Below are 12522 nucleotides of genomic sequence, written 5' to 3'. Positions count from 1 at the left end.
GAACGGTAGTCTTGTCGAGCACGACCTGAGGAGGCGCCCAGATGATCTACCCCGATCTCGACATGCAGATCCCCGACGAACTGGGGAAGGTGCACTTCGTCGGCATCGGCGGCTCCGGCATGAGCGGAATCGCGCGCATGATGCACGCCGCCGGGGTCCGTGTCTCGGGGTCCGATCGCAGCGCCAACTACAACACGAAGGCGCTCGCCGAGCTCGGCATCCAGGTCAGCATCGGCCACGCGGCCGAGAACGTCGGCGACGCCGACACCCTGGTCGTCACGGGCGCGCTCTGGCAGGACAACCCCGAGTACCAGCTGGCGCTCGCGACGGGCATGCCCGTGCTGCACCGCTCGCAGGCGCTCGCCTGGCTCGCGCGGGGCAAGCGCCTGGTCTCGATCGCCGGTGCGCACGGCAAGACCACCTCGACCGGCATGGTCGTCACCGGTCTGCTCGGCCTCGGCGCCGACCCCTCCTTCGTGAACGGCGGCATCATCGAGTCGCTCGGAACCTCCTCGGGTCCGGGCTCCGACGACCTCTTCGTGATCGAAGCCGACGAGAGCGACAAGTCGTTCCTGCTGTACGACACGGCGATCGCGCTCATCACCAACGTGGATCCCGAGCACCTCGACTTCTACGGCTCCCGCGAGAACTTCATGCAGGCGTTCGTCGACTTCGCGCGCGGGGCGAGCGAGCAGATCGTCATCTCCGCCGACGACCCGGGCGCGCTCGAGGTGCTCGAGTCGCTGCGCGCGCAGGGCGGCGAGCTGCCCGCCATCCGCACCTTCGGCGAGAGCGAGGGCGCCGACGTGCGCCTGGTCGCGCTCGACGATTCGGGCCCGGTCGCCTTCGAGGTCGAGGTGCTCGGAGCCGACGGCGGGGTCGAGCGGCACCGCGCTCAGCTCAGCGTCTTCGGTCGGCACAACGCGGTCAACGCGGTCGGCGCTCTCGCCGTGCTCACCGGCCTCGGCTTCGACGCGGCGGCATCGCTCCGCGCGATCAGCGAGTTCGGCGGCACCAAACGTCGCTTCGAGTTCCACGCCGAGGTGGGCGGCGTGCGCGTCTACGACGACTACGCGCACCATCCGACCGAGGTCGCGGCGCTGCTCGATTCGGCGCGGGCGGTCGTGGGGGAGGGCCGCCTCATCGCGATCCACCAGCCCCACCTCTACAGCCGCACCAGCCTGTTCCACCGCGAGTTCGCGGAGGTGCTCGAGCAGGGCGCCGATCGCACCGTGGTGCTCTCCGTCGACGGCGCCCGGGAGGATCCCGTGGCCGGTGTCACCGGTGCGCTCGTGGCCGACGACTTCTCGGACCAGAGCCGGGTGGCCTACATCGACGACTGGCAGCGCGCGGCCGACTACCTCGCCGAGATCGCCGAGCCCGGCGACGTGATGGTGACCATGAGCTGCGGCACCGTCTACCAGATCATCCCGCAGGTGGTCGAGGCGCTGCACGGCCGATTCGACGCCGACGGCGAGTGAGGCTGCCGTGCCGATGAGACGGCGGCGCGCGTGAAGCGCCCGAGCGGGTTCGATCGCGAGCCGGAGCCGGAGCGCGACGCACCCGTCGCGCCGGAGGCGCTCGCGAGCGACCGCCGCGACGAGTCCGACGGAGGGTGGGTGCTCCGTCGGCGCAGTCCGGGCCGGGCGGCCGAAACGCCGCAGCCCGAGACCGGGTCGACCGCGGCCCAGAGCGAGCCGGCGAGGAACGACGATGCGGCGCACGACCCGAGCGATCTCGCCGACGTGCTCGGCGAGGCGCGGTTCGGTACGGTCGATGCCGGTCGGGTCGCTCCGCCGGAGCGTGGCGCCTTCCCGGCTCCCGCCCGAGAACCCGTCGACGAGGCGGCGACCACCGATCTGAGCGATGCCGCGCTCGACGCGCGGGAACCCGACGGCGGCCTCATCGCGAAGCTGCGTGCTCGTTCTGATCGCGATCCCGATCCGATCCGGGCCGCCGAACGGGACCTGCGGACGGCCACGCGACTGCGCCGGCGCCGTGAGCGCCGCGAGCAGCGGCGGTTCACCGTGCACTCCCGACGTCGCCGCAGGTACTGGCTGATCGCCGGCGGCGCGGTGGTGGCGCTCGCGCTGTTCGTCGCGATCGGGGTGCTCAGCCCGCTCATGGCGGTGCGCGACATCCGCGTGACGGGCGCGTCGCGCGTGGACGCGGCGAAGGTGACGGATGCGCTCGGCCGCTTCGACGGCGTGCCGCTGGCGCTGGTCGACGACGGCGAGGTGCATCGCGTCCTCGCCGACTTCCCGCTGATCCAGCGCTACGCGATCGAGCGGATCCCGCCGGGCACGCTGGTGGTGCAGGTCGAGGAGCGCGTCCCGGCGATCACCGTGGCGAAGGGGAAGAAGTTCGAGACCTACGACCCCGCGGGCGTCATCGTCGGGACCGCCGACAAGCGACCCGAAGGGGTTCCGCTGGCGACCGGCGCTGCGGCATCGACGGGCTCCCCGGCATTCGCGGCTTCGGCGAAGATCGTGCGCGACATGCCCGACGCGCTGCGGAAGCAGCTCGCCTCGGTGACGGCGTCGAGCGGGCAGGACGTCCGCTTCACCCTCACGAACGGACTCGAGGTGCTGTGGGGCGAGGCTGCCGAGACGCAGAAGAAGTCGGCGGTGCTGCAGGCGCTGCTCACGGGGCTCAAGGGGCGCTCGGTGCAGAAGATCGACGTCTCGGCGCCGAACGCGCCCGTCTACAACTGACCGTCGAGCGGGGATCGGCCGGGTTTCTCGCGGAGATTGCGCCGCGCCGGTGTGTCGCCGGTGTCGTTCCGCGCTGTCGCCGTACCTTGGGAACCGCCCGAAATGTATACCCGGATACTAACTTTCACCTTGAGGTAGAGGTTGAAGGTTGAGGGGGAGGACCCACAGTGTCAACGAACCAGAACTACCTGGCCGTCATCAAGGTCGTCGGTGTCGGCGGCGGCGGCGTCAACGCGGTGAACCGCATGATCGAGCTCGGCCTGAAGGGCGTCGAGTTCATCGCGGTGAACACCGACGCCCAGGCGCTTCTGCTCAGCGACGCTGACGTCAAGCTCGACGTGGGCCGCGAGCTCACCCGCGGCCTCGGCGCTGGCGCCGACCCCGAGGTCGGGCGTCGCGCGGCCGAGGATCACGCCGACGAGATCGAGGAGGCGCTGACCGGCGCCGACATGGTGTTCGTCACCGCCGGCGAGGGCGGCGGCACCGGAACCGGTGCGGCTCCCGTCGTCGCGCGCATCGCCAAGTCGATCGGCGCGCTCACCATCGGCGTCGTGACCCGACCCTTCAGCTTCGAGGGCCGCCGCCGTGCCGCCCAGGCGGATTCGGGCGTCAACGCCCTGCGCGAGGCCGTGGACACCCTCATCGTCGTGCCCAACGATCGCCTGCTCGAGATCAGCGAGCCCGGCATCAGCATGATCGAGGCGTTCGCCGCCGCCGACCAGGTGCTGCTCGCCGGTGTCCAGGGCATCACCGACCTCATCACCACCCCGGGTCTCATCAACCTCGACTTCGCCGACGTGAAGTCGGTCATGCAGGGCGCCGGTTCCGCGCTCATGGGCATCGGCTCCGCACGCGGCGCCGACCGCGCCATCAAGGCGGCGGAGCTCGCAGTGGCCTCCCCGCTGCTCGAGGCCTCGATCGAGGGTGCGCACGGGGTGCTGCTGTCGATCCAGGGCTCCTCCAACCTCGCGCTCAGCGAGATCTACGAGGCGTCCTCGCTCGTGCAGGACGTCGTCCACGCCGAGGCCAACATCATCTTCGGTACCGTCATCGACGACACGCTCGGCGACGAGGTCCGCGTCACCGTGATCGCAGCCGGCTTCGACTCCGAGCCCGTCGCCGCGCAGCAGAACCCGCCGCGCCGCTCGGATCGCTCGCGTCGCGCCGCTCGCGCCGAAGCCAACGACGAGAGCTCGCGGCCGCTCGCGGCCGTCGAGTCGCCCGCCGTCGAGCCCGCCACGGTCGGCGCCGCGGCGTCCGCCGGCGAGGGCGAGTTCGGCGAGGCGATCTCGAACCCGCCGCTCGAGGCGCGCATGGTCGATCCCGCCTTCGACGGCGTGGACGACGACGACCTCGACATCCCCGAGTTCCTGCGCTGAGCATGGACGCGGAAGCTGTCGACGCGAGCCGGACCGCACTCGCGGCCCGGCTCGCCGGCGTTACCGAGCGGATCGGCGAGGCAGCGCGCGCGGTCGGGCGCACGCCCGAGGAGCTCACGCTCATCGTCGTCACCAAGTTCCACCCGGCGAGCCTCGTCGCGGACCTGGCCGCCCTCGGCGTGCAGGACGTCGGCGAGAACCGGCACCAGGAGGCGCAGGGCAAGGCGGCGGAGCTCGCGGACCTCGATCTGCGCTGGCACTTCATCGGGCAGCTGCAGACGAAGAAGGCGCGGCAGGCCGCGCGCTACGCGCACGCGATCCACTCGATCGACCGGGAGCGCCTCGTCGACGCGCTCTCGGGGATCGATCGCACGGTGGACGCGTTCCTGCAGGTCAACCTCACCGACGATCCCGGCCGCGGGGGAGCCGCGCCCGACGATCTGGACCGGCTCGCCGAGCGGGTGCTCGAGACGCCCAGCCTGCGTCTCCGCGGAGTCATGGCCGTCGCGCCCCTGCCCGAGGAGGAGGAGGCTGCGCGCGCGTTCGAGCGGCTCCGCGGCTACTCGGACCGGATCGTCGCGCTGGCACCCGAGGCCACCTCGATCTCCGCGGGCATGACCCACGATTTCGCCGAAGCGATCGCGGCCGGCGCGACACACCTTCGCATCGGGAGCGCAATCACCGGAAACCGGCCGGCGGCCGGTTAGCCTCGAAGTAACCGCGCAAGCGTGTAGGGAGTAGAACATGAGCAACCCGCTGAAGAAGACCATGGTGTTCCTCGGACTGGCCGAGGACGAGCTGGAGGAGACCGGCGAGCGTCCGGCCCCGGCGCCCGCCGCCGAGACCACCGCGCCCGCCGCAGCCCCGCGCCCCGCCGCGCAGAAGGCTCCGGTCACTCCGCTGCGCAAGGTCACCCCGACCCGCGCGCCCGCGGCGCCCGCGATGAACGAGATCCTCACGGTGCACCCCAGCGAGTACCGCGACGCGGCCGCGATCGCCGAGAGCTTCCGCGACGGCATCCCGGTGATCCTCAACCTCTCGCGCATGAACGACGCGGACGCGAAGCGCCTGATCGACTTCGCGAGCGGGCTGTCCATGGGGCTCCGCGGACGCATCGAGCGCGTCACGAGCAAGGTCTTCCTGCTGTCGCCCGAGCACATCGCGACGGCCAGCGACGAGGATTCGGGGTCGGAGACCGGCTCCTTCTTCGTGAGCCCCTCCGCCTAGCGCGGTGGCGATCCTCGCGATCCTCGGCCTCGTGCTGAGGATCCTGCTGCAGACGTACGTCTTCATCCTCTGGGCGCGCTTCGTGCTCGACTGGGTGCGGGTGCTCAACCCCCGGTTCCGGCCGCGGGGCGTCTGGCTCGCCGTGGTGGAGGCCGTCTACACGGTCACCGATCCGCCGATCCGGATGTTCCGGAAGATCCTGCCGCCGATCCGCCTCGGGGCGGTCGCGCTCGATCTCGGCTGGATGCTGACGATGCTGAGCTGCTGGATCCTCATCGCGATCCTCCCCTGATTCCTGTCCCGAACCTCCGACCCGAGCACGCACCCGCGAGGTGACGCCCTGCGAACTCCCTGGGCGAAGCCGAGCGATTGTTTGCTACCGTGGTTCCCATCCCACCGAAGTGGAACCGAAGCGAAAGAGATCCACGAATGTCACTGACACCCGAAGACCTTCTGAATCACGAGTTCTCCATCACCAAATTCCGTGATGGCTACGAGGTTGACCAGGTCGACGATTTCCTGGATCAGATCGCAGCAGAACTGCGCCAGCACGAAGAAGAGAAGGCCGAGCTGCGCAAGCAGATCGAAGAGCTGACCGCGAAGCTCGCCGAGGCCGAGGCCGGCAAGTCCGAGCCCCAGGTCGAGGCGTCCGAGCAGACCATCGTGGTCGACGCTCCGGCTCCGGCTGCTGCTCCCGTCTCCGCACCGAGCTTCGGCGAGGGCGATGCGGTCAAGTCGAGCGCCATGCTGCAGCTCGCGCTCGAACTGCACGACAAGCACGTCAGCGAGGGCGAGGCCAAGCGCGACCAGCTCATCCGCGACGCCGAGGCGACCTCGGCCCAGCTCGTGCAGGAGGCGCAGAAGCAGCGCGCCGAAGAGCTGCGCCTGCTCGGCGAGGAGCGCATCGACTTCCGCAACAAGATCAAGGAGCTCCGCGAGTTCGAGGGCGAGTACCGCAACACGCTCCGCTCGTACATCCAGTCGCAGCTCCGCGGCCTCGAGGGCTCGCCCGAGCCCGGTGGGGCTCCCGAGGGCCTGCAGTAGTCCGGGGCGTGAACGACGCATCCGAACGGGCGGCGCGGATTCGCGCCGCCCGTCCTGCTTCGCGGCGACGACTGGTGCCCGTGCTCCTGTTCGTCGTCGCGATCGCCGTGTTCGCGGCCGATCAGCTCGTCAAGAACTGGGTCGTCGACACGCTGCCCGAGGGGCAGACCGTTCCGGTCCTCGGCGAGTTCCTCCAGTGGCACTTCGTACGCAACCCGGGGGCGGCGTTCTCGCTCGCGAGCGGCTCCACCTGGATCTTCACGATCCTCGCCACGGTCGTCGTCTGCGTGATCCTCTGGCAGATCCGCCGACTCGGCTCGCTGCTGTGGGCGGCCTTCTTCGGGCTGCTGCTCGGCGGCGTGCTCGGCAACCTGACCGACCGCCTCACGCGTGCGCCCGGGTTCCCGGTCGGGCACGTCATCGACTTCATCTCCACGCCGTGGATGATCCCCGCGATCTACAACATCGCCGACATCGCGATCTGCACCGGCATGGCGCTGTTCGTACTGGTCACGCTGTTCGGGCTTCCGCTCGACGGTTCGCCGCGCCGCAAGCGCGGCGAAGAGGAGGCCGAGGCCGAGGGCTCCGACGCACCTGCCGCGGACGCGGATCCGGAGGCCCGCTGATGGAGCACCGTTCCCTTCCCGTTCCCGACGGTCTCGCCGGCGAACGCGCCGACAGCGCCATCGCGAAGCTGCTCGGCTTCTCACGCAGCTTCGCGGCGACCGTGGTCGAAGCCGGCGGCGTCGAGCTCGACGGCCGCGTGCTCGGCAAGTCCGACCGGCTCGCCGCCGGCGGCTGGCTCCAGGTGAGCTGGACCGAGAAGCGCGAGCCCGAGATCGTTCCCGTGCACCTGCCCGAGTTGGGCATCGTGCACGACGACGACGACATCGTGGTGGTCGACAAGCCCGCGGGCGTCGCCGCGCACCCGTCGCTCGGCTGGCAGGGACCGACCGTGCTCGGTGCGCTGGCCGGTGCCGGCTTCCGCATCGCCACCTCCGGCCCCGCGGAGCGCCAGGGCGTCGTCCACCGGCTCGACGCGGGCACGAGCGGACTCATGGTGGTCGCCAAGAGCGAGCACGCCTACCGGGAGCTCAAGCGCGCGTTCAAGGAACGCGAGGTCGAGAAGATCTACCACGCGGTCGTGCAGGGGCACCCGGATCCGTTCGCGGGCACCATCGAGGGGCCCATCGGGCGGCACCCGAACCACGAGTGGAAGTTCGCGGTGACGCGCGACGGCAAGCCGTCGATCACCCACTATGAGACGATCGAAGCGTTCCCGTACGCGTCGCTGCTCGAGATCCACCTCGAGACCGGCCGCACGCACCAGATCCGCGTGCACATGTCGGCCCAGCGGCACCCCTGCGTCGGCGATGCGATGTACGGCGCGGACCCGAAGCTGTCGGAGCGACTGGGCCTGACCCGGCAGTGGCTGCACGCCATGCGCCTCGGGTTCCGGCACCCGGCGACCGGCGAGCCCGTGGAGTTCGCGTCGAGCTACCCCGAGGACCTGCAGCACGCACTCGACGTGCTCTCGGCCTGACGTTCGCCGTCGATGTCGGCGGTGCCGTCTAGGATTCCCGCATGGGAATCGAGATCCGGCCCGCCGACGTCTACGACGACGTCCGCGCCGTCATCGGGCCGAAGCGCCCCGAGTCGAACGTCTGCTTCTGCCTGAGCTACCGTATCGGCTCCGCCGAGAACACGCGGCTCCGGGAGCCCGAGCGCAGCGAACGCGTGCGGGGTCTGTGCGCCGAGGATCCTCCTCCGGGGGTGCTCGCGTACCTCGACGGCGAGCCCGTCGGCTGGGCCGCGGTGCATCCGCGGGCCGGCACGAGCTTCGCCCGCAACCGCAAGATCCCGCACATCGACGAGCTCGACGTCTGGTCGCTCTGGTGCTTCCGGGTGCGCCCGGGACACCGCGGTGCGGGCATCGTGCACGCGCTCGCTGCCGGCGCGGTCGAGTTCGCACGCGCCAACGGCGCGCCGGCGATCGAGGGCTATCCGGTCGACAACGCCGGCGAGCCGGTGCATCAGACCATGGCCTACGTCGGTACGCGCGCCGTGTTCGAGCGCGCCGGGTTCTCCTGGGCGGCCGATACTGACTCGGTGCTGGCCGGATTCCGTCGCGTGGTCATGCGCCTCGACCTCCGAGGTGCGCCGTGAGCTCCCGGGGGTACGGTACTGCCGAGCTGCGGGGTCTGCTCGACGAGCTGCGGGCGCGGATCGAGGCTCGGATCGCTCGGGTCTCGGCCGAACTGGACGAACTCGCGCGGGCACGCCGGAGCGAGAGCGACGACGACGAGCACGACCCCGAGGGCGTGCCGCTGTCCGCGGAGTGGTCGCGGCTCTCGGGCCGGCTCGACGCGGCGCGTGCGGAGCTGAGCGGCGTCGAGGAATCCGAACGTCGACTGGCGGCGGGGGAGTACGGGATCTGCGCCGCGTGCGGCCGCGCGATCCCGATCGCCCGGCTCCGGGCGCGCCCGGCCGCCCGCACCTGCGTGCCCTGCGGGGAACGCCTCGCCAGATAGCGGCGGCGCCGTCCGGGCGCTCCCGTTGTCAGCGGTGCGCGATACCCTGGGACGGCCGACGAAAGGGGTCTGATTCGTGTCAGCGAACGACGGGTTCGTGCACCTGCACGTGCACAGCGAGTACTCGATGCTCGACGGGGCAGCACGCGTCGGGCCGCTCATGGACGCGGCCGCCGCCCAGGGCATGCCCGCCATCGCGGTCACCGACCATGGCAACACCTTCGGCGCATTCGATTTCTGGCGTCAGGCGAAGGATCGCGGCCTCAACCCGATCATCGGCATCGAGGCCTACCTCACCCCCGGCACCCACCGCACCGACAAGACCCGCGTGCGCTGGGGCAGCGGTGGCGGCGACGACGTGTCGGGCGCCGGCGCCTACACCCACATGACCATGCTCTCGGAGACGACCGAGGGCATGCACAACCTCTTCCGGCTGTCGAGCTACGCCTCCATGCAGGGCTACTACTTCAAGCCCCGAATGGACCGCGAGCTGCTGCAGACCTACGGCAAGGGGCTCATCACCACGACGGGTTGCCCCTCGGGCGAGATCCAGACCCGCCTGCGCCTCGGGCAGTACGACGAGGCCCGGCAGGCGGCGGCCGAGTTCCAGGACATCTTCGGCAGAGAGAACTTCTTCTGCGAGCTCATGGACCACGGGCTCGACATCGAGCGCCGGGTCCAGTCCGACCTCATCAAGATCGCGCGCGACCTCAAGATCCCGCTCGTCGCCACGAACGATCTGCACTACGTGCACGAGGCCGACGCCGAGGCGCACTCGGCGCTGCTCTGCGTGCAGTCGGGCTCCCGCCTCGACGACCCGAACCGCTTCAAGTTCGACGGCTCGGGCTACTACCTCAAGACCGCGGCCGAGATGCGGCACATCTTCCGCGACTTCCCCGACGCGTGCGACAACACGCTGCTCATCGCCGAGCGCTGCAACGTGGAGTTCAACACGTCGGCCAACTACATGCCGCGCTATCCGGTGCCCGATGGTGAGACCGAGGACAGCTGGTTCATCAAGGAGGTCGAGAAGGGGCTGCACTACCGCTACCCGAGCGGTATCCCCGACGCGGTGCGCAAGCAGGCCGAGTACGAGATCGGCGTCATCACGCAGATGGGCTTCCCCGGGTACTTCCTCGTGGTCGCCGACTTCATCAACTGGTCGAAAGACAACGGCATCCGCGTGGGCCCCGGTCGTGGTTCGGGCGCGGGATCCATGGTCGCCTACGCCATGCGTATCACCGATCTCGATCCGCTGCAGCACGGACTCATCTTCGAGCGATTCCTCAACCCCGACCGCGTCTCGATGCCCGACTTCGACGTCGACTTCGATGATCGCCGTCGCGGCGAGGTCATCAAGTACGTCACCGAGAAGTACGGCGACGAGCGCGTGGCGCAGATCGTCACCTACGGAACGATCAAGTCGAAGCAGGCGCTGAAGGACGCGTCGCGCGTGCTCGGCTTCCCGTTCGGCATGGGCGAGAAGCTCACGAAGGCGATGCCGCCCGCCGTCATGGCGAAGGACATCCCGCTCTCGGGCATCACCGATCCCGAGCACCCTCGCTACAAGGAGGCGGCCGAGTTCCGGGCCGTCCTCACCGAGGATCCCGAGGCGAAGCTCGTGTACGACACGGCGCTCGGCCTCGAGGGCTTGAAGCGGCAGTGGGGCGTGCACGCCGCGGGCGTCATCATGTCGAGCGACCCGCTCATCGACATCATCCCCCTGCAGAAGCGCGAGCAGGACGGCCAGATCGTCACGCAGTTCGACTACCCGACCTGCGAGGGCCTCGGCCTGATCAAGATGGACTTCCTGGGGCTGCGCAACCTCACGATCATCTCGGACGCGCTCGAGAACATCCGCCTCAACCGCGGCGAAGAACTCGACCTCGAGCGCCTGGAGCTCGACGACGCGCCCTCCTACGAACTGCTCGCGCGCGGCGACACGCTCGGTGTGTTCCAGCTCGACGGCGGCCCCATGCGCGGCCTGCTGCGCCTCATGAAGCCCGACAACTTCGAGGACATCTCGGCGGTGCTCGCGCTGTACCGCCCGGGGCCCATGGGCGCCGACTCGCACACCAACTACGCGCTGCGCAAGAACGGTCTGCAGCCGATCACCCCGATCCATCCCGAGCTCGAGGAACCGCTGAAGGACATCCTCGAGACGACCTACGGCCTGATCATCTATCAGGAGCAGGTCATGTCGATCGCTCAGCGGGTGGCCGGCTTCTCGCTCGGCCAAGCCGACATCCTCCGCCGCGCGATGGGCAAGAAGAAGAAGTCCGAGCTCGACAAGCAGTACGAGGGCTTCTCGGGCGGCATGAAGGAGCGCGGATTCTCCGAGGCGGCGATCAAGGCGCTCTGGGACATCCTGCTCCCGTTCTCGGACTACGCGTTCAACAAGGCCCACTCGGCCGCGTACGGCGTCGTCAGCTACTGGACCGCGTACCTGAAGGAGCACTACCCGGCCGAGTACATGGCCGCGCTGCTCACGAGCGTCGGCGACTCGAAGGACAAGCTCGCGCTCTACCTCAACGAGTGCCGCCGCATGGGCATCAAGGTGCTGCCGCCCGCCGTCAACGACTCATTCGCGAACTTCTCGGCGGTCGGCGACGACATCCGCTTCGGCCTCGGCGCGATCCGCAACGTGGGCACGAACGTGGTCGAGGGCATCCGTGAGGCCCGCGAGAACAAGGGGCGCTTCGAGACCTTCCACGACTTCCTCAAGAAGTGCTCGATCACGGTGCTCAACAAGCGCACCGTCGAGTCGCTCATCAAGGCCGGCGCCTTCGACGGCCTCGGCGGGACGCGACGCGCACTCGTCGAGATCCACGAGCAGTCGATCGAGAGCGCCGTGAAGGAGAAGCGCGATGCCGAGCACGGCAACGTGGGCTTCGACTTCGACAGCCTCTTCGCCGAGGCGGCGGAGGAGCAGGGCGACGCCGGCGAGACGGTGTCGCAGGTGCCCGATCGTCCCGAGTGGACCAAGAAGGACAAGCTCGCGTTCGAGCGCGAGATGCTGGGCCTCTACGTCTCCGACCACCCGCTGCGCGGGCTCGAGGCCGCGCTCGCGAAGGAGGCGAGCGACTCGATCGAGCGCGTCACCAACCCGGAGTCCCACCTCGACGGCGAGATCGTCACGGTCGCGGGCCTGCTCACCAGCGTGCAGCACCGCACCGCCAAATCGGGCAACCTCTACGGCATGGTCACGATCGAGGACTTCACCGGCGAGGTGCAGGCGCTCTTCATGGGCAAGTCGTACCAGGAGTTCGGCAGCCTGCTGCAACCCGATTCGATCGTGGCGCTGCGCGGCAAGGTCAACGCCCGCGACGACGGAATGTCGATGCACGCCTACGGTGTCAAACCGATCGACGCCTCCGTGCAGGACGACGCGAGCACGCTGATGCTCACCCTGCCCGACCAGCGCGCGACCGAAGACCTCATGCACGAGTTGAAGGGCACCCTGCGCCGGCATCCGGGCGAGAGCGAGGTGCGGCTGCACCTGCTGACCTCGACGAGCGTGCGGGTCTTCGACCTGCCCTTCCCGGTGCGCATCACCTCCGATCTGTTCGGGGAGCTGAAGGGCCTGCTGGGCCCGCGTTGCCTGTCGGAGCCCGGGGCGTAGGCTGG

At 69.7% G+C, this 12522-nt stretch carries 12 protein-coding genes; all 12 read left to right on the top strand.

The window, feature by feature from the left end:
• Positions 1 to 41 precede the first annotated feature (41 nt).
• The 12 genes from murC to dnaE all read left to right on the top strand — a co-directional run bounded on the left by murC (position 42) and on the right by dnaE (position 12517).
• A complete protein-coding gene (murC, locus tag BMH31_RS13500) occupies positions 42 to 1481 on the top strand; it encodes a UDP-N-acetylmuramate--L-alanine ligase (RefSeq protein ID WP_099724792.1) in 1440 nt (479 codons plus the stop codon).
• A 30-nt stretch (positions 1482 to 1511) separates the two neighbouring features.
• Positions 1512 to 2714: an FtsQ-type POTRA domain-containing protein gene (locus BMH31_RS13495; protein ID WP_099724793.1), complete on the top strand. Its 1203-nt coding sequence runs from the start codon at positions 1512 to 1514 to the stop codon at positions 2712 to 2714.
• Positions 2715 to 2881: 167 nt separating this feature from the next.
• Positions 2882 to 4093: a cell division protein FtsZ gene (gene ftsZ, locus BMH31_RS13490; protein ID WP_099724794.1), complete on the top strand. Its 1212-nt coding sequence runs from the start codon at positions 2882 to 2884 to the stop codon at positions 4091 to 4093.
• Positions 4094 to 4095: 2 nt separating this feature from the next.
• Positions 4096 to 4800: a YggS family pyridoxal phosphate-dependent enzyme gene (locus BMH31_RS13485; protein WP_099724795.1), complete on the top strand. Its 705-nt coding sequence runs from the start codon at positions 4096 to 4098 to the stop codon at positions 4798 to 4800.
• A gap of 37 nt (positions 4801 to 4837) precedes the next feature.
• Positions 4838 to 5320 (top strand): cell division protein SepF, encoded by a 483-nt coding sequence (locus BMH31_RS13480; protein ID WP_099747382.1) that lies wholly within the window; start codon positions 4838 to 4840, stop codon positions 5318 to 5320.
• Positions 5321 to 5324: 4 nt separating this feature from the next.
• Positions 5325 to 5612, top strand: coding sequence for a YggT family protein (locus BMH31_RS13475; RefSeq protein WP_099724797.1), 288 nt, complete (start codon positions 5325 to 5327; stop codon positions 5610 to 5612).
• Between the two features lie 137 nt (positions 5613 to 5749).
• The gene (locus tag BMH31_RS13470; protein WP_099724798.1) at positions 5750 to 6364 is read left to right on the top strand and encodes a DivIVA domain-containing protein; all 615 of its coding nucleotides are present in this window, start codon (positions 5750 to 5752) and stop codon (positions 6362 to 6364) included.
• Between the two features lie 8 nt (positions 6365 to 6372).
• Complete coding sequence (gene lspA, locus BMH31_RS13465; protein WP_306460337.1) at positions 6373 to 6990, top strand: signal peptidase II; 618 nt, start codon at positions 6373 to 6375, stop codon at positions 6988 to 6990.
• Positions 6990 to 7907 carry an RluA family pseudouridine synthase gene (locus tag BMH31_RS13460; RefSeq protein WP_046455353.1) on the top strand — a complete coding sequence of 306 codons (918 nt, stop codon included), beginning with the start codon at positions 6990 to 6992 and terminating at the stop codon, positions 7905 to 7907. Before lspA ends, BMH31_RS13460 begins: the two co-directional genes overlap by 1 nt.
• Before the next feature lie 41 nt (positions 7908 to 7948).
• Entirely contained in the window at positions 7949 to 8530 is a 582-nt protein-coding gene (locus BMH31_RS13455; RefSeq protein WP_099724800.1) for a GNAT family N-acetyltransferase, read from the top strand.
• On the top strand, positions 8527 to 8895 hold the full coding sequence (locus BMH31_RS13450) for a TraR/DksA C4-type zinc finger protein (RefSeq protein WP_099724801.1): 369 nt from the start codon (positions 8527 to 8529) through the stop codon (positions 8893 to 8895). The genes BMH31_RS13455 and BMH31_RS13450 overlap by 4 nt, the downstream gene beginning before the upstream one ends.
• A 76-nt stretch (positions 8896 to 8971) precedes the next feature.
• The gene (gene dnaE, locus BMH31_RS13445; protein ID WP_099724802.1) at positions 8972 to 12517 is read left to right on the top strand and encodes a DNA polymerase III subunit alpha; all 3546 of its coding nucleotides are present in this window, start codon (positions 8972 to 8974) and stop codon (positions 12515 to 12517) included.
• Positions 12518 to 12522: the final 5 nt, after the last annotated feature.

Origin of the sequence: Leucobacter sp. OLIS6 (assembly GCF_002752355.1) — a bacterium.
Lineage (GTDB): Bacteria > Actinomycetota > Actinomycetes > Actinomycetales > Microbacteriaceae > Leucobacter.
The sequence above is the reverse complement of the archived record's forward strand: the minus strand, read 5'-3'. Positions and strand labels throughout refer to the sequence as shown.